The sequence below is a fragment of the Roseobacter sp. TSBP12 genome, from assembly GCF_009129705.1.
Lineage (GTDB): Bacteria > Pseudomonadota > Alphaproteobacteria > Rhodobacterales > Rhodobacteraceae > Celeribacter > Celeribacter baekdonensis_A.
On record NZ_PYIB01000026.1, the window covers coordinates 1 to 21534 of the forward strand.

16 protein-coding genes are annotated in these 21534 nt (G+C 57.8%); 13 read left to right on the forward strand and 3 right to left on the reverse strand.

The window, feature by feature from the left end; translation table 11 throughout:
• Nucleotides 1–897 (reverse strand): dTDP-glucose 4,6-dehydratase (gene rfbB / locus C8029_RS06925; protein WP_152002556.1); only part of this gene is annotated, 897 nt, incomplete at its 3' end.
• Nucleotides 894–1457, reverse strand: coding sequence for a dTDP-4-dehydrorhamnose 3,5-epimerase (rfbC, locus tag C8029_RS06930; protein WP_152002557.1), 564 nt, complete (start codon nucleotides 1455–1457; stop codon nucleotides 894–896). The genes rfbC and rfbB, both read right to left, overlap by 4 nt.
• A gap of 505 nt (nucleotides 1458–1962) precedes the next feature.
• On the opposite strand from rfbC, the gene C8029_RS06935 reads away from it, so the two are divergent.
• Together C8029_RS06935 and C8029_RS06940 are read left to right on the forward strand one after the other, a co-directional pair.
• Nucleotides 1963–3948, forward strand: a complete 1986-nt coding sequence (locus C8029_RS06935) for a YjbH domain-containing protein (protein ID WP_152002558.1) — start codon at nucleotides 1963–1965, stop codon at nucleotides 3946–3948.
• Between the two features lie 5 nt (nucleotides 3949–3953).
• Nucleotides 3954–4604 (forward strand): YjbF family lipoprotein, encoded by a 651-nt coding sequence (locus C8029_RS06940; RefSeq protein ID WP_193217606.1) that lies wholly within the window; start codon nucleotides 3954–3956, stop codon nucleotides 4602–4604.
• A gap of 18 nt (nucleotides 4605–4622) precedes the next feature.
• Here C8029_RS06940 and C8029_RS06945 read toward each other — a convergent pair whose 3' ends face one another.
• Nucleotides 4623–5633, reverse strand: a complete 1011-nt coding sequence (locus tag C8029_RS06945) for a sugar-binding transcriptional regulator (protein ID WP_152002560.1) — start codon at nucleotides 5631–5633, stop codon at nucleotides 4623–4625.
• Nucleotides 5634–5804: 171 nt separating this feature from the next.
• Here C8029_RS06945 and C8029_RS06950 point away from each other — a divergent pair, with 171 nt between their 5' ends.
• From C8029_RS06950 to dnaA, 11 genes are all read left to right on the forward strand, one after another.
• The gene (locus C8029_RS06950) at nucleotides 5805–7145 is read left to right on the forward strand and encodes a sn-glycerol-1-phosphate dehydrogenase (RefSeq protein WP_152002561.1); all 1341 of its coding nucleotides are present in this window, start codon (nucleotides 5805–5807) and stop codon (nucleotides 7143–7145) included.
• On the forward strand, nucleotides 7145–7969 hold the full coding sequence (locus C8029_RS06955) for an HAD-IIB family hydrolase (RefSeq protein WP_152002562.1): 825 nt from the start codon (nucleotides 7145–7147) through the stop codon (nucleotides 7967–7969). Before C8029_RS06950 ends, C8029_RS06955 begins: the two co-directional genes overlap by 1 nt.
• Entirely contained in the window at nucleotides 7962–9512 is a 1551-nt protein-coding gene (gene glpD, locus C8029_RS06960; protein ID WP_152002563.1) for a glycerol-3-phosphate dehydrogenase, read from the forward strand. Before C8029_RS06955 ends, glpD begins: the two co-directional genes overlap by 8 nt.
• A gap of 90 nt (nucleotides 9513–9602) precedes the next feature.
• Nucleotides 9603–11048, forward strand: a complete 1446-nt coding sequence (gene xylB, locus C8029_RS06965) for a xylulokinase (RefSeq protein WP_152002564.1) — start codon at nucleotides 9603–9605, stop codon at nucleotides 11046–11048.
• 86 nt (nucleotides 11049–11134) lie between these two features.
• Nucleotides 11135–12145: a sugar ABC transporter substrate-binding protein gene (locus C8029_RS06970; RefSeq protein WP_009570170.1), complete on the forward strand. Its 1011-nt coding sequence runs from the start codon at nucleotides 11135–11137 to the stop codon at nucleotides 12143–12145.
• Nucleotides 12146–12221: 76 nt separating this feature from the next.
• Nucleotides 12222–13739 carry a sugar ABC transporter ATP-binding protein gene (locus C8029_RS06975; protein WP_152002565.1) on the forward strand — a complete coding sequence of 506 codons (1518 nt, stop codon included), beginning with the start codon at nucleotides 12222–12224 and terminating at the stop codon, nucleotides 13737–13739.
• Nucleotides 13736–14752 carry an ABC transporter permease gene (locus C8029_RS06980; protein WP_081583646.1) on the forward strand — a complete coding sequence of 339 codons (1017 nt, stop codon included), beginning with the start codon at nucleotides 13736–13738 and terminating at the stop codon, nucleotides 14750–14752. Before C8029_RS06975 ends, C8029_RS06980 begins: the two co-directional genes overlap by 4 nt.
• Nucleotides 14749–15756 carry an ABC transporter permease gene (locus tag C8029_RS06985; RefSeq protein ID WP_152002566.1) on the forward strand — a complete coding sequence of 336 codons (1008 nt, stop codon included), beginning with the start codon at nucleotides 14749–14751 and terminating at the stop codon, nucleotides 15754–15756. The genes C8029_RS06980 and C8029_RS06985 overlap by 4 nt, the downstream gene beginning before the upstream one ends.
• A gap of 1 nt (nucleotide 15757) precedes the next feature.
• A complete protein-coding gene (locus tag C8029_RS06990) occupies nucleotides 15758–17308 on the forward strand; it encodes an FGGY-family carbohydrate kinase (protein WP_152002567.1) in 1551 nt (516 codons plus the stop codon).
• Between the two features lie 84 nt (nucleotides 17309–17392).
• Nucleotides 17393–19165, forward strand: coding sequence for a thiamine pyrophosphate-binding protein (locus C8029_RS06995; RefSeq protein WP_152002568.1), 1773 nt, complete (start codon nucleotides 17393–17395; stop codon nucleotides 19163–19165).
• An 854-nt stretch (nucleotides 19166–20019) separates the two neighbouring features.
• Nucleotides 20020–21375 (forward strand): chromosomal replication initiator protein DnaA, encoded by a 1356-nt coding sequence (dnaA, locus tag C8029_RS07000; RefSeq protein ID WP_152002569.1) that lies wholly within the window; start codon nucleotides 20020–20022, stop codon nucleotides 21373–21375.
• Nucleotides 21376–21534: the final 159 nt, after the last annotated feature.

Below are 21534 nucleotides of genomic sequence, written 5' to 3' on the forward strand. Positions count from 1 at the left end.
GGGATCAATCGCATAACGCGCATCATGGCCGGGACGGTCGGTCACAAAGGTGATCTGATCGGCATAGCTTCCGCTGGATTTGGGTCTTTTTTCGTCCAGAATGGCGCAAAGGCTTTTGACCAGTTCAAGATTGCTGCGCTCATTCTCACCGCCAATATTGTAGCTGCGGCCCAACGCGCCTTTTTCAACGACCAGCAACAGCGCATCGGCGTGGTCTTCCACATAAAGCCAATCGCGGATGTTCGAGCCATCGCCATAAATCGGAAGATCTTTGCCAGCGAGGGCGTTGAGGATGATCACCGGGACCAGTTTTTCCGGGAAGTGGAATGGGCCATAATTGTTTGAGCAATTCGTCAAAACCACCGGCAGCCCGTAGGTTTCGTGCCATGCGCGCACCAGATGATCGGAACTGGCTTTCGAGGCGGAATAGGGCGAACGCGGGTCGTAGGGGGTTTCTTCGGTGAACATCACCGAGCGGTCGTTTGGCAGAGAGCCAAAGACTTCGTCGGTGGAGATATGGTGGAACCGAAAGCCCTCCGGTTTGCCCGCCTCTACCCAATATTTGCGCGCCGCCTCAAGCATGTTGAAGGTGCCTGAGATGTTGGTTTCGATGAAATCACCCGGCCCGTCGATCGAGCGGTCGACATGGCTTTCGGCGGCCAAATGCATCACCACATCAGGTTTGTGCGTGGCAAAAACAGTGTCTAATCCAGCCCGATTTCGAATGTCGACTTGCTCAAACGCATAGAGCGGGCTGTCTGAAACAGAGGCCACATTGTCGAGACAGGCCGCATAGGTCAGCGCATCGACATTGACCACCTCATGTCCACGGGCAATGGCCAAACGCACAACGGCAGAGCCGATGAACCCGGCGCCGCCTGTGATCAAAATTTTCATGCTGTGGCCTCATATACGAATGGCGTTTCAAACCCATCGAAACTCTGCGCCTGATCATCTTTCTCGGAGATGACGGGGGTGATCTCTTCAATCGGCCAGGAAATCCCACAGCTGTCCCACTTCACCGCGCCATCGCAGTCGGGCGCGTAGTAATCGGTGCATTTATAAACGATCTCGCTGTCCGGCTCCAAGGTCATGAACCCGTGGAGAAAGCCCGAGGGGATCCAAAGCTGAACGCCATTGTCCAAAGACAATTCCTCGCCATACCATTGGCCATAGCTCGGCGAGCCTTTGCGGATATCGACCGCGACATCAAAAATCTTACCGCGTCCACAGCGCACCAATTTGCCTTGCGCATGCGGCGGAGATTGAAAGTGCAGGCCGCGCACGGTTCCGACTTCGCGCGAGAGGGAATGATTGTCCTGCACAAATTCGGGCAGACTGAACCCAGCATCGGCCAAGCGTTTCTTGTTCCAACTTTCCGAAAAAAATCCGCGGTGATCCCCAAAGCGAGGCGGCGTAATGCGCAGGACATCTGTGAGGGAAGTTGCTTTTATCACGCAGTTTTCTCCAGTGAATTTAGTGTGGCACAAGGCTTAATGATTCTCGCCATCTCAACAATAATAGTCAACCAATGTGACAGATGATGTCATCCTCTCTAACGCGTGTGAGTGATACATGAGCTGCGGCTCATGTATAATATGGTGATGCACACCAGATCAGCTATTCAGACTCTTTTCTTCGGTACCAAACCATTTGCAAGTACTTACCACGAATAAGCCCAGAAAACCCGTTGGCACTACGCGATTAAAGGCGTTTGCACATTTTTACCTCGAAATGAGTGCGCGAAGATCACAATGAACTATTTTTTTGCTCATACAGAATCTCTTCCTTCTACACGGGGCAGCGTCAGCTATATTCCGATAGAAATGATGAGAGGTTGAGTATAGTGGGCCAACACATGCGTCAGGTGGTTATTGCAAGTCTTCTTCTGAGTGCCTCTGGGGCCGAAGCTGCAGACCTGAAATTTCCGATCTCCACATATGGCACTCCAGGCTGATAGACATGCCCACCGGCGAGGTTTTTCCCGACGGACAATTGAGCGTTACGACCTCTTACTTTAATGATGCGCAAAAATACACGCTGTCCTTTCAAATCTCACCGCGGATGTTCGGAAGCTTTCGCTACTCAATACTTGATAAATTTGATGCGGGCAGCCGCAATCGCTATGATCGTAGTTTTGATTTCGGCTACTTGCTTATGGAAGAATCCAATCTGCGCCCATCGGTTGTTGTCGGTTTGCGCGACTTTGGCGGGACGGGCCTTTACGGGTCAGAGTATGTCGCAGCAACCAAGCACTTCATGGATGACCGTCTTGCACTGACGGGTGGTATAGGGTGGGGCCGCCTTGGAAGTTATGGCGGCTTTACAAACCCCTTGTCCATTTTAAGCGATGCATTTGAAACACGCGGAGACGGGCCAACAAACATTTCTGAAGTTGGCAGGCTGGAAACGGATCAGTGGTTTCGTGGTGATGCGGCTTTGTTCGGCGGCGTAGCATATCAGGTCAACGATCGCTTAACGCTCAAAGCCGAATATTCCTCCGACGCTTACGAGGCTGAGTCAGACCGGATTGGGTTTGACCACAAAACCCCGTTCAATGCTGCCCTCTCCTACGGGTTTAAAAATGGGGCTGAAGTGTCCGTCTATGCCCTTCACGGCTCAGAAATCGGTATCATGGGGTCTATTCCGATCACCCCGCAAAAGCCCAAGTTTCCGAGCGGCATCGAAGAGGCCCCGCCAACTCTTATGCCACGTCAAACCCAAGCGGCGTTGTCATGGGATGCGAACAGTGTCCGCCAAAAAGACAGCTCTCTGTCCATGGCTCTCAAAGATCAGGGCCTCACGCTCGAAGGCATCACAATAGAGGGCGACACAGCCACGGTGCGTTTCGTCAATGGTCGCTACCCGGCAGAAGCACAGGCGCTTGGCCGGGCCGCGCGTGTTTTGGCAAACCAATTGCCGGCTGACATCACCACGTTCCGTTTGGAAGCGATGGCAAATGGGGTCACAACCTCACGCACAACCCTGCGCCGCAGCGACCTCGAATCACTTGAATACGATCTGGACGGCAGCTGGCGCAGCTTTGCCCGCGCGGATTTTGAAGATGCCGCCCACAGCGAAGCGGCCCCAATTGCGGGCATTTACCCCAAATTCAACTGGCGGATCACGCCCTATCTTGATCCCTCCCTTTTTGACCCGGACAACCCCGTGCGCGCCGATTTTGGCGTCCAAGCTGCGGCCTCGTTAGAACCCGCGCGCGGGCTTGTCTTTTCGGCGGCGGTACGTCAGCCGGTCGCTGGAAACCTTGATACCAGCACACGCCCCTCAAATTCCGTTTTGCCACATGTTCGCACCGACAGTGCGGAATATGCCAAGCAATCGGATTTGGAGATCAAATATCTGACGGCTGAGTATTTCTTTCGTCCCGGTAAAAATCTTTATGGCCGTGCCACGGTTGGGTATCTTGAGACAATGTACGGGGGTGTCTCCGGCGAAGTGCTTTGGAAACCCGTCAATGGTCCGCTGGCCCTTGGTGCCGAACTCAACTACGTTAAAAAACGTGATTTCGACCAAATGTTTGGCTTTCAAGACTATGACATCGTGACAGGTCACGCCTCTGCCTATTACGATTTTGGCCGTGGCTATCTCGGTCAGTTGGATGTCGGGCGCTATCTTGCGGGTGACTATGGCGCGACCTTCTCTGTGGATCGCGAATTTGACAATGGTTTCCGTGTAGGGGCGTTTTTTACGCTCACCGATGTGTCCTTTGACGACTTCGGTGAAGGCTCCTTTGACAAGGGCATCCGCTTCTCCGTTCCTGTTGATTGGCTGACCGGGGCCGCGACCCAAGGCGGCTATGGAACGACCATTCGTCCTGTCGTCCGTGATGGTGGCGCGCGGCTTGATGTGCGCAACCGGCTTTATGATGTTGTGAGAAACAGCCATACAAGTGAGTTGGAAGACCGTTGGGGGAAATTCTGGAGATGACCTGTATGACTGTCTTGCGCCCACTTGGTTTCATGTTCGCGCTCGTTGCTAGTTTGAGCGCCTGTTCGTCGGATGCCGAAAAATCCAACCTTTTGAAAGAACTCGTGAGCGGGCAGGGCGAAGTCGTGCCTGATCCGACCTTTCTCGCCTACGAACAAGCTGGCGCGCCCACTTACCTTGTGTCGCTCGAAGCCAAAAAACAGGCCTATACGATCTTTGTGCGTCAAACCACGAATGCCAAAGGTGAGGAAACCTGGATTTCCCTCGATAAGCTATCGCTTGGCATGAAGAATGGCATGATCATTGCCACCCGCGGCATGGGGGGGGATCAGCTTGCGGGCGATCCCTCACAGACCCTTGCTGCGCTGAAAGCCGGGCGTAGCGGGGTCACCGAACGTTTTGTCACATTGCTCAATGGCGAGAGCCAGGCCGAAACTCTGGCCTTCCGCTGCGAAGTTGAACGTCAAAGGCAGGCCGATGTCGATCTGGGACCCTATACTGCCGACACGGATCTTTTTTACGAAACCTGCCGCAATGGCCAAATCCGCTTCCGCAATCTGTTCTGGGTCGAACGAGGCAGCCGAAACCTCGTCCAATCGCGCCAATGGATCAGTGAAACGGTTGGCACTCTCGCCTTGCGCGCGGTCCCAAGGTAACGAACGCCGTTCCTGATCTCAGGTGCGCTGCTTATAGTGGTCAATCAGGCTTTGCGCTGTGGTCTCATCCGTGACCAGTACATTGGCTATTCGTGCCTGCAACATCCCATAAATCGCGCCAACTTTTTGCGGCGCGCCGCCAATGCAAATCCGTTCGGGTACGTTGAGCAAATCATCCAGCGCCATCGTGATATGGCGCTCGTCGAATTCACTACGCACAATTTGGCCCTCAGCATCAAAGAAATACCCGGCAGCAAAGCCCACAGCGCCAAGGTCGCGGTAGACCTGTAAGGCAGCGTCGGACATGAAACCGCTTTGCTCCAAGAGCGTTTCGCCAACCAGTTGCGTCACGCCAAAGATGATCTTTGTGCATTGTTGCAACAGCGTAAAGTGATTGCGGATTTCGGGCTCGTTTAACAAAATGTCTTTGACCTGAGCTGTGGACACAACCCCCGGTGCGTGAAGGTTCACACAGCGTGCAGATAGGCGATCTGCAATATTTGTGGTGCACAGGACGGGTGAAAAATCAAAGGTCGCGACGGCACTGCCGGTGATTTGTGCGACTGTGATGTTGGGGTGGCGCACACTCGTCAGATGTTCTGACAGCGACAGCACGGTGCGACCCCAAGCGACGCCAATCGTATCATCGGCATGCAGTCGCGCTTCTAGGACCCGCGCTCCCAGATGGCTTATTTCATTGGCCAATGTGGCGGGGTCTTGCGGCGTGGGTAGCACATAGCATTCCGACAAGCCGCTCAATTCACAGAGTTCAAGCGCTACATCCGCCCGCGCGATGCGCGAGGGGTCGATGGAGATATTGACGATTCCCTCATCGCGCGCCTTTTGCAGCAGGTTAAACACAGAGGCGCGTGAAATCCCCAACTGGTCGGCGATTTTGTCCTGCTTTTGACCTTCTTCATAATAGAGCCACGCCGCCCAAAGCACTTCATCCATGCCAAACCGCGATGGCACGGCGCGCCGTGTGGCGTGGCGTGAGTCGTCGTCGGCTTTGTCGCGTTTGCCCGGCATGTGCTCTCCTTAAAATAGTGCTTTTACGAAATTCAGCCTGACAATCAACCTGAAACCACTGGAAATCAAGCGCTTTGACATATGTCACATCGATCTGAATAATGTTATTGACATATGACACAACTATCTGGCAATTTTCAAATCAAGTGAAAACTTGCGAGGGAGGAGCAAATGACCATGCCGCTTTCAATCAAAGAGCGCGCGACATCTGACTGGAATGCCCTCATCACCGAGGTCACTCAGGGCAGGTGGTGCGATCCCGACACGGGGCTGGCCGTTGATGTTCCTTTCAACCACATCGAGATCGGAGACGGCTTTGCCGACGCCGCCCGCGACATGGTGAACGCGGTGATGCCGGCGCAAAGCTATGCGGTGGTGTGTGATGCGGACACGGCCCAAGTGATGGGCGCAGACATTGTGCGCAACATGCAGGGCAAGGCAGAGATCATCGTTTTAGATCATCCACATGCCGACGAAGGGCAGGTGCGCGATCTGCAAAAACTGACCCGCAATCATGACGCGTTGATTGCGGTCGGGTCTGGTACGATCAACGATCTGTGCAAATACGCCACCTATCTCGATGGGCGCGCCTATAGTGTGTTCGGCACGGCACCTTCGATGAATGGCTACACCTCATCGACCGCGTCGATCACCCTCGATTCCGGTCTCAAAACCACCCAAAAAGCGCATGCGGCCAAGGGCGTTTTTATCGACATCGACGTGTCCTCAAAGGCGCCGCAATATTTGATCGGCGCGGGCTTGGGCGACTCCTTGTGTCGGCCCACGGCGCAGGTCGATTGGTATTTTTCCCATGTGATGCTGGGCACGCGCTACGCGACCGCGCCCTATCTTTTGCAAGAAGACGATGAGGCCGAAGTGCTGCGCCGTTCCGCCGATTTGGGGCTGGGCGAGCATGATGCGATTGGCTATCTGCAACGGCTTTTGACCCTTGGTGGGCTTGGCATCGCCGTGGTTGGCATGAGCCATCCCGGTTCGATGGGCGAACATCAGATTTCCCATTGGATCGACAGTTTTGCCGGTGACCGCCACCCCGGCACCGTTCATGGCCAACAGGTCGGCGTGGCCTCCATCACCATGGCACGGCTGCAAGATCACATCCTCTCACTGGAGGAGGCCCCGCGCATTCGCGGCTGGCAACCCGATGAGGCCGCGATCCGCGCGCGCTATCCGGCGGCGGCGGTCGAGGATTGTCTCAAGGCCTCCCGCGCCAAAGCGATGGATGTGCAGGCCACAGAGACCTTCAACCGTCAATTGGCCGAAATCTGGCCTGAGCTGCGCACAACATTGCGCGCGATGATGCTGGCCCCGGACGACATGGCGCGACATCTGCGCGCCTCTGGCGGCGGGGCCACCTATGACGAAATCGGCCTTGAACGCGGCCTTTATATCGACGCCCTGCGCCATTGCCGCGAGATGCGCGACCGCTACTCCATGCTCGATCTCGCCGATGACATGGGCATTCTGGACAGTTTTATTGAGGAGTGGGTCTGATGCGTCCGCTGAGTGAACTTGACGACGGCCAACTGGCCAATTGTGTGGCGGTTTTGACCGACATTGACGACACGCTGACGACGGACGGCCAATTGCCCGCCGCCGCCTATGCCGCTTTGGAACGGTTGGCCGATGCGGGGCTTGCCGTGGTGCCGATCACCGGACGCCCCGCCGGGTGGTGCGATATGATCGCGCGGCTTTGGCCCGTGGCCGGGATCGTGGGCGAAAACGGTGCGTTCTATTTTTCCTATGACCGCGAAAAACGGGTGATGCGGCAAAAGTTTTTTGCCACGGCAGAAGAGCGACGTAAAAACCGATTCCGCCTTGATGTGTTGCGTCAGGATATTTTGGCCAAAGTGCCCGGTGCTGGGATCGCCTCGGACCAACTCTATCGCGAAGCCGATCTGGCGATTGATTTCTGCGAAGATGTGCCCGCATTGCCGGACGATCAGGTGCAACTGATCCTCGACATGTTCAAAGAGGCCGGGGCGGTTGCCAAACTGTCCTCGATCCATGTGAACGGCTGGTTTGGCAATTACGATAAACTGTCAATGAGCCGCCTCTTTGCCAAGGACATCCTTGGGATGGATCTGGACGCGGACCGTGCGCGCATCATTTTTGCGGGTGACAGTCCGAATGACGGCCCGATGTTTGAGTTTTTCCCAAATTCCTGCGGTGTCGCCAATGTGCGTGATTTTGAACCGGGCAGCTTTGCCCCCCCGGCCTTTGTCGCCCCGTCCGAGGGCGGCGCGGGCTTTGTCGAGATTGCCGAACGCATCCTGAGCGCGCGCCCCGTCCCGGCGCGGGAGGCGGCTCATGTCTGATCGCGCGTCTGATCACCTTTACGATCTTGCCATCATCGGCGGCGGCATCAACGGCTGTGGCATTGCGCGCGATGCGGTTGGGCGGGGCTACTCCACCTATCTGTGCGAACAGGGCGATATGGGCGGGGCCACCTCGTCCTCCTCAACCAAGCTGTTGCACGGCGGCTTGCGCTATTTGGAGCATTACGAATTCCGACTGGTACGTGAGGCGTTGATCGAACGCGAAGTCTTGTGGAACATCGCACCCCATATCGTGCGCCCGCTGCGCTTTGTCTTGCCGCATTCCAAAGGCATGCGTCCGGCGTGGCTCTTGCGCCTTGGCCTGTTCATTTATGATCATTTGGGCGGGCGCAAACTCTTGCCGGGCACCGCGCGGGTCAATTTGAAAACCGGACCGATTGGCGCGGGCCTGCGGGCGGATTTGAAACTCGGGTTCGAGTATTCCGATTGCTGGGTCGAGGACAATCGCTTGGTCATTCTCAATGCGATTGATGCCGAGGAACGCGGTGCCACCATTCGTGCCCGCCATCGCTGCACAAGCGCCAAACCCCATCCCGAAGGTGGCTGGACCGTGACCACCCGCGATCTGGACACGGGGCGAGACGAGGTGATCCGCGCGCGCATGGTGATCAATGCCGCCGGACCTTGGGCCAATGACGTGGCTCGCACCGTTGCGCAGCGCCCGCCCAAAGGCCGGGTGCGTCAGGTCCAGGGTTCGCATATCGTGGTTCCGAAACTCTATGATCACGACCGCTGTTTCATCTTTCAAAATGATGATGGCCGGATCGTGTTCACCATCCCCTATGAGGAAAAATTCACGCTGATCGGCACCACGGATCGCGACTATCCCGGTGATCCCGCCGATGTGGCCGCCTCATCGGAAGAGATTTCGTATCTGTGCAAACTTGTGTCCGGGTATTTCAAACGTCCGGTCTCGGTCAGCGATGTGGTCTGGACCTATAGCGGCGTGCGCCCGCTTTATGATGACGGCAGTTCAGACGCGCAAAAGGCAACGCGGGACTATGTTCTGGAAGTCGACACCAGCGAAAAAGCCCCGATTCTGTCGGTCTTTGGCGGGAAAATCACGACTTATAGACGGCTTGCAGAATCAGCCATGGAAAGGATCGACTCCTGTTTGAAGGCCCCGCAAAACGGTGCAAAACTTGCGCCCGGCTGGACTGGAACAACATCACTGCCGGGCGGGGAGTTCGATCCCCCGGCGTTTGAGGCGGAGGTTCGAAAACTACAGTCTCGCTATGGCTTTCTCTCAATAAACGAAGCGCGGCGGTTGGTTCGGTTTTACGGCACCCGCGCGCCGAATATGCTGGGTCTGGCAAAAAAACGATCCGATCTGGGGACTGATTTTGGCGCCGGTTTGACGGCGTGCGAAATCGACTACATGCGCCACCACGAATGGGCCCATACGGCGCAGGATATTCTGTTTCATCGTAGCAAGTTAGGGCTGCGGTTAAGCCCGTCGCAAATTGACGCCATCGCACACTACATGGAAGGGGCGCAGACGACGACACGGCAAAGCGCCTGAGCACAAGCTCACACGGGAAGAGGAACCCGTGGCGCAGGCGTCGCACGCATAGCCGCTTGAGGAGGCGGTGAAATTAGGGAGGAGAAGCCGATGTTTCTGGGCATAGATCTCGGAACGTCCGGGGTAAAGTGTATCCTGATGGATGCGGACCAACAATTGGTTGCCGAGGCGTCCTCGCGGCCACTTGAGGTGACGCGCGCACGCCCTGGATGGTCCGAACAAGACCCCGCCTTATGGTGGGATGCGGTGGGCGAAGCACTTGATACCTTGCGCGCCAATCATGGCACAGCCATGGCGGCGGTCGAAGGCATCGGCCTGTCGGGTCAGATGTATGGGGCCACCGTTCTGGATGACGCGGACAAACCGCTGCGCCCGGCGATCCTTTGGAACGACACGCGCAGCACCCCTGAATGTGAGGAGCTGTCCGAGGCGGTGCCGGAGCTGATGCATCATGTCGGACGCAAGCCGACGCCGGGTGTGACCGCGACCAAACTCCTGTGGCTGCGCCGTCATGAGCCGGAAACCTATAAAGCCATCCGTACCGTGTTATTGCCGAAAGATTATGTGCGGCTGTTGCTGACCGGTGAAAAGGTCAGCGATCTGGCCGATGCGAGCGGCACGATGTGGGTCGATCTGCACACACGCGATTGGTCCGATACGATGCTGGTGGCCTGCGGTTTGGATCAACGCCAGATGCCGCGACTGGTCGAAGGCACCGCCGTGTCCGGGCGGTTGCGCTCAGAACTTGCGGCGCGTTGGGGCATGGTGCGTTGCCCGGTTGTGGCGGGTGGCGGTGGTGATAATGCCTGTGGTGCCTGTGGCACTGGTGTGATCGAAGATGGCGATGGCACTGTGTCCTTGGGCACATCCGGCGTGCTGTTCGTTGCCAATGACACGCCCAGATTGGCCGGAGATCACGCCATTGAATCGCTGTGCCATGCCGTGCCTGATCGTTGGCATCAAATGTCGGTGGTGCTTTCGGCCACCTCTTGCCTGACCTGGCTGTCCGCCCGGCTCAAAGCCAGCCCGGCGGAATTGGTCCAGGCCTTGGGCCATACGCCACGTCCGGCCACGGATCTGACCTTTGTGCCCTTTCTCGATGGCTGCTGGTCGCCGCGCTCTGATGCCAAAATCCGTGGCGGGTTCTTTGGACTGGCGCATCAACATGATGATGCGGCGATGACACAGGCGGTGATGCAGGGCGTGGCCTTTGCCATCCGCGAATGTGCCGATGCGTTTCGCGCCAGTGGGACCGAATTGCGTCGGTTGCTGGCCATTGGCGGCGGGTCGCAATCGGACCTGTGGCTGTCGATGCTGGCCAATACGCTTGACCTTGAATTGGACATCCCGCGTGGCAGCGCGCTTGGCGCGGCATATGGCGCGGCCCGGTTGGGCATGATCGCGGCGACCAATGCGGTCCCGGCCTCGGTGCTGCGTCGCCCCGAACTGAAGGGTTCCATCGGACCAGAACCCGCATGTCTGGACAGTTATACAGAGGCTTTTGATCGCTGGAAGGGCGCGGTCGCGAGCTGCTGAAATCTGGCCCATGCACCCTGAGGAGGGGGCCATGGGGCAACAAAAGCCGACCCAAACAGGGCGGTAAAACAGTGGAGGAAAGAACAATGACTGAGGAAATGACCCAAGGCGGATTGAACCGCCGGATGTTCATGGCCGGGACCGCAGCGGTCGCGGCCAGTGTCGCCCTTTGGCCGAAAGAGATGCGCGCTCAGGCCGCCGGCCGGAAATTCGCGGCATCGCTTGGCTGGACGACCTACGATTCCGGTCGTCACCTGCAAGACGGTTTTAACGCGGCCGTGGCGGAACTCGGCGGCGAGCTGACCATGACCGATGCGGGCTTTGATGCGCGCGTCCAGTCCGATCAGATCGATTCGCTTGTGGCGACAAAGCCCGAGGCCTTGTTTATCACCCCCGCCGATGCTGTCGCCATCGCCCCCGCGGTTGAGCGCGCCATTGCCGCTGGCATTCCGGTGTTTTGTGCCGACAGCGCCGTGCCCGGTGCCATCGTCACCACAACCGCCATGTCGAACAACTTTGGCATGGGCCAGTATTCTTGTGAATACATCTGTAAGGCCCTGAACGGAAAAGGCAAAATTGCCCGCGTCATGCTGCCGCAAAACGAAAGCTGGGATCAGCGCACCTTGGGGATGGAATGGACCTTGCGCCGTTACCCAGAGGTCGAAATCGTCACCGAATGGGCCTTTGCCTTGGCGGGCAATGTCTCGCCGCGTCAGGCCGTTGATAACATCCTCACCTCCCACCCGGATGTCGATGCGATCTGGTGTGCTTGGGATGGCGCGGCCGTTGAGGGCACTTTGGCCGCGCGCGCGGCTGGGCGCAATGATCTGATCCTGACCGGGATTGATGGCGGCTCTCAGGCGTTCAACTACATCGCAGCCGACACGCCTTTGAAACTGTCCATGGCGCAGAGCTTTTATGAGATGGCCTATCTCGATGTGTTCTACGCGCATGAACTTTTGGCCGGGCGCAACACGCCGCGCCTGATCTCGACCCCGACCTACGCGGTCACCAAAGACATGCTGCAAGACGGTATCCCGGACAATTTTGACGTGCCGGGCGAAGCGGAAAAAATGGGTTGGAGCCGCGCGCTCTAAGACCCTTTCCATTCGGGGGGAGGGTGGATGGTTTTGTCCTCCCCTCACATTTCCGCTTATCACAGGAGTTGAGATCATGGGTGCGCCCGTTCTGACCGCCTCGGATGTCTGTAAGCGTTTTGGCCCTGTTCAGGCCCTGCGCAACGTCGATTTTCGCCTTGAACCCGGAGAAGTGCACGCGCTTTTGGGCATCAACGGCGCGGGGAAATCGACCTTTATCAAAATCTTGTCTGGCGCGCTCCAGAAGGACAGCGGCACGATCCGCATCGGCGGTGAGGATGTTCATTTTCGCGCCCCCGAAGATGCGATCCGTGCCGGAATTGCCACCGTTCAACAGCACCCGGAACTGGTGCCGGATATGAGTGGCCTCGACAATATTTTCCTTGGCCGTGAAACTGCCTCCCGCAGTTTGATGGGCCGGATTGATCGCGAAGCACTTGAGGCGCGCGCCGATGCGCTTTTGGCGCGCTTTGCCGTGCCGATTGATCTGAGCCAAGAGGTGGGCCAGATGTCTGCCGTTGAACGCGAAGCCGTCGCGATCCTGCAAGCGATCGCCGTCGATGGCATCCGCGTGCTTATTTTGGACGAACCGACCTCGACGCTGACCGATGTCGAGCGCGAGGACCTGTTTGCCCTGATGAATCAGTTGCGCGCACAGGGCATCGCGATCATCTACATCACCCATCAGCTCGAAGAGGTCTTTGCCATCGCCGACAGTTTCTCGGTCTTTCGCGGCGGTGCCTGTATCGCGCGGATGAGCGTGGAAGAGGCGCGCAGCTCTGGCGTGTCCTTGGCCGATTTGATGCTGGGCGAGGCGGTGGGCGATATTTTCCCGCCCAAAGCCGATCCAGATGCCCGTGGTGATGTCTTTTTGGAGGTGCGGGATCTGAGCCTGACGCATGGCTTTGAAAACGTGTCTTTCACGGCCCATCGCGGCGAGATTTTGGGGCTTTTCGGTCTGGTCGGGTCCGGTTGTGACGAATTGGCCAAGTCGATTTTTGGCGTCGATCCCCCGGATCAGGGCGAGATCCGCATTCACGGCAAGCCTGTCAGCCTGCGCAAACCGCGCGAGGCGTTGGATGCCGGAATTTTCCTTGTGCCGGGGGATCGCAGGACCGAAGGCTTGGCGTTGAGCCGGCATTCGCTGTTCAACGTGCCGATGGCTAATCTGCGCCGTGCGGCGGGCGGGCGTTGGGGCCTGAAGAGCCGCCAATTGCGCAATGATATTCAACGTTTGACCGATCAGGTCGCGCTGCATCCGCCGCATTTGAACACGCCCGCGTCGGGCTTTTCCGGCGGCAATCAACAAAAGATCGTACTCGCCAAGGGGCTTTATAGCGAGGCGGATATCTACATTTTCGTTGAACCCACTGTTGGCGTCGACATCAGCGCGCGCGCCAAAATTTATGGGCTGATGCGCGAACTGTCAGAACGCGCGGCAGTGATTGTTGTGTCGAGCGATTGTGACGAGGTGCATGGCGTCGCGGACCGGACCATCGCTTTGCACAAAGGCCGCCAAGTCGAACCCGAGAGCGGCGTGTTTTCGCGCGATGATTTGTTGATGGCCGGGATCATGGGGGAGGGATCGCTATGAGAACTTGGAAAGACCGTATGCGTCATTCGACGCGAGGGCTGGGGTTTGTTGCGCTGGTCCTGATCGTGGCCGCCATCTTTGGCGCGCTTGAACCGCGCTTTCTCAGCTATGTCAGCCTGAATGGTATCGCCCGGCATATGGCCGCCAATGGCTTGGCCGCTCTTGGGCTGACCTTCGTGGTGATCGTGCGCAAATTTGATCTGTCGATTGCGGGTGTCGCGGCCTTTTGTGCCATGTCGATGGGCGCGCTCATCGCCGCTGGCTGGCCGCTCTGGTCGGTGATCCTCGCCGGGCTGGCGCTGGGCGCTGTGATCGGGGGCATTTCCGGTATCGCGATCAGTCGCTTTGGTCTACCCGATATTGTGACTACCATTGCGGTGGGCTCGATCGGCACTGGGCTTGCCTTTATCTACACCGGCGGGCGCTCGATTTTTCAAAACTTCTTCACCAGTGGCATTACCGATCTCAATGATGCCAAGCTCATGGGGCTGGGGGTGTCGATGTGGCTCTTGGTGGCGATCTATGCGCTGGCGTGGTTTGTGCTCAGCCGCACCCGCACCGGGCTTGCGTTTTACGCGACGGGTGAAAATCCGATGGCGGCGCATTTTTCCGGCATCGCCACGCGCCGCTTTGTCGCCTTGGCCTATGTGCTTTGCGCCATGTGTACCGTGCTGGCGGTCCTTCTGATCCTCGCCGAATCCGGCACAGCCGAAACCAACAAAGGCGCCAATCTGATGATGCCTGCCTATGCCGGGGTGTTTTTGGGCGCGGCCATCATGGGCGGCACCTCCGTGATCGCGAGCTTTGGCGGGATCTTGTTGATCACCATGCTGCTCGACGGTTTCGCATTGATGGGTCTGCCTTACTACTACAGCGACGGTGTGGTCAGCTTGATCCTGTTGATCGGTGTGCTTGCCTTTTCCGACGGTGCGCGTGGCACATTGGAGGCGCTTCGGTTCCTCTTTTGGCCGCAAAAACCCACAAAACCCACCGCAAAAGGGAGCGACGCATGACCATGACCTCAACAGTAAAATTCGCACAAAGCCGTCCGCGTGGGCGTAAGATCGCGCGGCTTACCACCGATCTGTGGCTGGTCGTGGCGGTGATCGTCGTCACCTTGGGGATCGCCAGTCAACGTCCTCAGCTTTTGGATGCGGTCAATATCGCCACCGTGCTCAAATCCTTTTCCATCATGGTGGTAATGGTGCTGGGGCTGACATGGGTCATCGCCTCGGGCAAGATCGACGTCAGTTTCATGCAGGTTGCAGCCCTTTCGAACATGATCTGTGCCTATGCTTTGGCGCAGGGTTGGAGCTGGGGCGGGGCCATCGTGGTGGCGCTTATGGCGGGGGCTTTGGTCGGGCTGATCAATGGCTGGTTGGTGGCCTCGATGCGTTTGCCCGCACTGATCGTGACCATTTCAACCGCCGGAATATGCGCCTCCATCGCGGCGGCTCTGGGCAAGGGCACGGTGATCCGCATCGCCGATCCGGGTCCGCTTGAACCGCTGTTGCAACCTGCATTGGGCGGGGCTGTGCCGATGATCGTGGTGCCGGTGCTTTTGATCGCCGCCGTGGCGTGGTTCGTGCAAGAACGGCTGAGCTTTGGTCGCTATATTTACGCTTTGGGGCAAAACGAAGCGGCCGTGCGCGCCGTTGGTGTGCCAGTGGTGAAACTCACCATCATCCTCTTTGCGCTCTCTGGTGTAAGCTCTGCCCTCGCGGGTGTTTTGCTCGCCTCAAGCCTGTCTTCGGGCCAACCGATGATTGGCGGACCTTTCCTGATCAACGGGCTGACCGTGGTTCTGTTGGGTGGCATGATGGTGCGGGTGGGCAAGCCCAATATCCTTGGCACGCTCACCGCCACGCTGTTTATCGGCGTGTTGTTCAGTGGTGCGACCTTGCTGGGATTGCCGGATTTCCAACGTCAGATCATCCAAGGTGTCCTGCTTTTGATCGGGTTGATCGTGGCCACAATTGCCGTAAGCCATCACGGCGCGCGGACGGCAGGGCAGTGATATGACCACTGATATGACCAATGTGACCCAAGATCTGATCCTCGGACTCGACTGTGGCACTGGCGGGGCGCGGGCGCTGATCTCAACGGTGGCGGGGGATGTGCTTGCCATCGTCGACAGCCCCTATCCCACTCACTATCCCCATGCGGGCTGGGCGACGCAAAGCCCGGATGCGTGGTGGCGCGCGGCCTGTGAGGCGGTTCGTGGCGTGATCGTTGAGGCCAGCATTGATCCCGCGCGCATTGCGGCGATCTGTGCTGATGGCACCTCAAGCACTTTGGTGTCTTTGGATGCCGATTTGACGCCTGTGTCCGATGCGATCTTGTGGATGGACAACCGCGCCTCGCCGCAAGCCCGCCGGATCGAGCACACCGGACACCCGGCCCTGCGTCGGTCACGCGCAGGCGTTTCCGCCGAAACCGCTTTGCCGAAAATCATGTGGCTCAAAGACAATGAGCCAGAGGCCTATACCGCCACCCGCTGGTTCGTCGAAATGACGGATTACATGGCGCTTTGCCTGTCGGGGACGCTGACCCTGGGTCAGAACCACACCATCAATCGCTGGTTTTACAATCCGCGCGCGGGGGGCTGGCCGGTTGATTTTCTCGACGCGATTGGGCTTGCGGGCATCACTGAACGCTTTCCCAAAGACATGCCCGCCTTGGGCGATCCGATCGGTCCGATCACAGCGCAGGCGGCCGAGCAGATGGGACTGTCACCCAAAACACTGGTCGTGGCCGGGGGCACCGATGCCTATGTCGCCATGGTCGGGCTGAACACCCTGCGCCCCGGCGAAACCGCGCTGATCACCGGCACTTCGCATCTGGTGCTGCCCGTGGTGGCCGAGGATGTCGAGATCGAAGGCCTGTTTGGCCCGCATCCCGATTGCGTCAGCCAAGGTACGTTCGTCATGGAGGGCGGGCAAGTGTCCTCGGGCGGGATTCTGCGGTGGTGGCATGATCTGCTGCATGAGGGCGACAATGGCTATGAGGAGATGTTGGCCCAAGCCGAAGCCGCCCCGCCCGGCGCCAATGGTTTGGTCGTGCTCGATTTCTGGCAAGGCAATCGCAACCCTTTCACCGATTACGATCTGCAAGGCGCGATCTGGGGGCTGACGCTCAAACATGGCCGCGCCGACATCACCCGTGCGCTGATGGAATCTGTGGCGCTTGGCACCGCCAATATTTTGGGTCGTTTGCAGGCACGAGGGCTGGAGGTCAAAACCATGACGTTGGCCGGGGGGGTGTTGCGCTCGCCGTTTTGGGCGCAGATGCACGCCGATGCCACGGGCGTCACTCTGCGCATTCCCGAAGTGGGCGAAGCCACCGCTTTTGGCGCCGCGATCACGGCGGCGGTCGGCGCGGGGCTGTATCCGTCGCTGGAACAGGCCGCCGATGCGATGGTGCGCATTCGATCCGAAATTCATCCTGAGCCCACGCGCCATGCGCAGCTCAGTTCACAGATGGAGATCTATCTTGAAACCCATGCGGCACTGCGTCCCTTGATGCATCGCCAAGCCGCGCGAAGCCGGGCCAGCCCACCCGCGCATTAACGCCTAAACATCTCATTTTTATCGACTTTCGGTTGCAGCCCTCGGCTGTGGCCCGGAATCCTACTGCCAATGAAAGGAAAAATCATGGCTCATATCGGAGACCTCATCGCTGAAATGCTTGCACAATACGGGGTCGAATATGTCTACGGGATGCCCGGCGGACAGACCACTGCGCTCCATGATGGCATTTCGCGCCGCACCGATCGTATCCGCCATATCCTGATGCGCGACGAACGCAATGCCGCCTATGCCGCTGACGCCTATGCGCGTCTGACCGGCAAGCCCGGCATTTGTGACGTGACGGTGGGGCCGGGGGCGAACCTGCTTCCCGCAGGTTTCTTGGAGGCGCTCAATGCCTCGATCCCGATGATCGGGATCATTGGCGAGCTGCCGCTCGATTGGTTGCCGCTGAAAGAAAAAGGCATTGCCAGCCAAGGCTTTGATCAGCTCAGCTTTTTCAAAAGCTGCTCGAAAGAGGCTTATTTGGTGCCCTCGGTTGCGGCCCTGCCGGAATTGATCCGTACCGCATTTCGGGTGGCCACCTCGCCGCGCCCCGGTCCCGTGGCGTTGATTATTCCGCATGATATTTTCGATGCGGACTGGGACGAAGACCTGTTGAAAATCAAGGTCGATGATCGTTCGGTTCAGATGCCTTACATGCGCAGCTGTGCGCCCGCAGGCGAGATTGCCGCCGCAGCCGCGCTGATCAAACGAGCCAAACGTCCGGCTCTGGTCTGTGGCGGCGGTGTGCATGGTTCGGATGCCGCCGAGATTGTCACCGAGTTTGCCGACACGTTTAATGGCCTTGTGGTGACAAGCCTCTCGGGCAAAGGATCGGTGCCGGAAACGCGCGATTATGCGGCGGGGGTGCTCAATCCTCTGGGGTCAAAAGCGGCCATTGATCTGATCAAAGAGGCCGATCTGGTGGTTTGGTGTGGTTCGAAAGTCAGCCAAAACACGGGCATGAACTGGTCTTTGCCGCTGCCGGAACAAGCGACCATCACCATTGATTTCGATCCGCTCGAACATGGCCGGACGTTCCGACCGACCGTGGCGCTGATGGGCGATGTGCGCGAGACCGTTTTGGCGCTTGGCACCGCTTTGGGCGATGTGCCAGAGCACAACGAGTGGCTCGCCCGCATTTCCGAGGTCAAAGCGGCCTGTGACGCTGACAAAGCCGTCGAAATTGCCTCCGATATGCTGCCGATCCAACCGCCGCGTATTATGAATGAGATCGCCAAACGGCTTGAGGAAGATGACATCGTGGTCTCCGACGCCTCGTTTTCGGCGGGTTGGATTTCCGGCTATATTCCGGCGAAAAAACCGGGGCGTCAGTTCCTGTTTGCGCGCGGACAGGGGGGCTTGGGCTATGCCGTGCCGGGGGCGATTGGCGCGGCAGCCGTGCGGCCAAATGCGCGGATCGTGACCGTCGCGGGCGATGGCGCGTTTTCCTACACGATCGGCGAATTGGCGACCATGTGCCAATATGACCAAAAGGTTGTCAACGTGGTGATCAACAACGGTAAATTGGGCTGGATTCAACTCTGGCAGGAGCTGTATTTCAACAACGTCCAGTCGGTTGATCTGGAAAGTCAAAGCTCGGTTCCGGGCTATGCGGGCGCAGCGGCGGCGCTTGGGCTTTTGGGCATCTATGTTGAAAAACCTGACGAGATCGGCCCGGCTTTGGATCGTGCTTTTGCCCATGACGGACCTTCGGTGGTCGAGGTGCGCATTGATGATCGGGCAACCCCGATCCATTCGTTCAAACGCCGCCTGCGTGAGAAATCGGATACGCCGTTCCCGCGTCCGGGCACCGTCTATCGCTTGCGTGACTGGAAGGTTTCGCCGGATTTGTAACGGTTCGGGCCACCTTGGTGCCCCAGATCGTTTCTGCAAAAGACCGGATGCGCATACCGCGCGTCCGGACATTTTGACTCCGGCCTTCAGGTGCGGCCATATTGTATTCGACCATCGCCACGGTCGCGTGATCTGCGTATTTTAACAGCATATTTTTTGCCGAAACATTTTTGCCGTGCAGCGAATCTTTCGCAGCCGCAGCGTCTGCCAAATCTCGCTTACAGGGCGCAACGGGACAAACTGTATCCGGTCGTCAAATACGCAAACCTGAGACAATTTCATCACGCAGGCTGTGGTGACAAAAGGCCTTTTTGGATTCGGTTTGAGGAAAGACAGAGTCAAGCGCGAAGTTCGATTGCGCGGGTGCTCCACAGGTTGCTAGCTTGCCCCTGCGATTCACGTCGTCTTGGGGGACATTCAGGAATCGTGCAAGGCAAACGGACAGCTACATTTGCCCGTCCGGGATTAGAATTTGATCCGCTTGCACGCCGTTGAGGCTTTTCGTCTGGGTAGGGGTACTCAGGCCAAAGGCTATCTAGGCCGATAACGCTTTGGCGTTTGTCGGTTTTGATGTGTCCAAACAACCCGCGCCTGTCGTGTGCAAATTCTGTTTAGCAGGGTGTGAGGCCCCTGTTTTCTATGGGTTTGTACAGGTTAGGCGCGACAAACATGGGCACTGGTGCCGGAAACATGCGACTTTGTGAGGGAGTCGTATGAACGGCCTTTGTATGCTGGTCCCATGAATATCGAGACGATCCGAGGCGCAAGAGCCACGGTTCAGGCAGTCTGCTGCCTGCGCCCGATGTCGGAAAATCCGGCATTGCATAAACAACGATAATGGGTCGAACATAAAAATGAAAAACGATACGTGGGGACGTGTTAAACAACAATTGCTCGAGTCCGTAGGGCGGAACAATTTTGCAAACTGGATCGAGCCGCTCGAACTGACAAAAGTGGACAACGGTGTTGCGGTCTTTTCCGTGCCGACCAGCTTTATGGCCAACTGGGTGTCCCGCAATTTTGCCGATACCATTCTGACACATCTCAAGGCCGCAAATGCCCCCGCGTCCCGTGTTGAATTTAAAGTTGCGGCGCATCAGCCGCAGCCTGCAACATCAGAGCCAAAGCCCGCCGCCGCACCCGTTGTGGCCCCGGTCGAGCCCGCCGAATTGCCCGGTGCGCCGCTTGATGCACGGTTCACTTTTGACAATTTCGTCGTGGGTAAACCCAACGAATTGGCCCATGCCGCCGCAAAGCGTGTCGCCGAAGGTGGCCCCGTGACCTTTAACCCATTGTTCCTTTACGGCGGTGTTGGCCTCGGCAAGACCCACTTGATGCACGCCATCGCTCACGAGACCCGCACCCGCAACCCGGAGCTGCGCGTTCTGTATCTCTCTGCCGAACAATTCATGTATCGGTTCGTTCAGGCCCTGCGTGATCGTCAGATGATCGACTTCAAACAAATCTTTCGCTCGGTGGATGTGTTGATGGTCGATGATGTTCAATTCATCGCCGGAAAAGACAGCACCCAAGAAGAATTCTTCCATACCTTCAATGCGTTGGTAGATCAGGGCAAGCAAATCATCATCTCCGCCGACCGCGCACCGGGGGAGATCAAGAACCTCGAAGACCGGATCAAATCGCGTCTGCAATGCGGCCTTGTGGTCGATCTGCACCCGACCGATTACGAACTGCGTCTCGGCATTCTTCAAACCAAAGCCGAAGCCTACCGCGCCCAATATCCGGGGCTTCAGTTCTCTGATGGTGTGTTGGAATTTTTGGCCCATCGCATTTCGACCAACGTGCGCGTGTTGGAGGGGGCTTTGATGCGCCTCTTTGCTTTCGCTTCCTTGGTGGGCCGCGAGATCACCCTTGATTTGACCCAAGAATGCCTCGCCGACATTCTCAAACAATCGGATCGCAAGGTCACGGTTGAGGAAATTCAGCGCAAAGTCTCCGAGCATTACGCCATTCGCCTGTCTGACATGATCGGCCCCAAACGGGTCCGCTCCATCGCGCGTCCACGTCAGGTGGCGATGTATCTGGCCAAACAACTGACCTCGCGGTCCTTGCCGGAAATTGGTCGTCGTTTTGGCGGGCGAGATCACACCACGGTAATGCATGGCGTGCGTCGGATTGAGGAACTCAAAGGCACCGACAGCCAAATCGCCGATGACGTCGAAATGCTGCGCCGCGCTCTTGAAGCCTAAGTGCGGGGGCGCTTGAAGGCATAATTGGACAAAAACTGAGCCCAATCCGCTGCATCGCCGTGACAAATGTCTCTGGCGATGCGTGCGGCCCTTGACGCTCTGGTCCCAAAACAACACAGTCCCGTTAAACAATATCTTGCGCCCGGGGATGAATGGTTT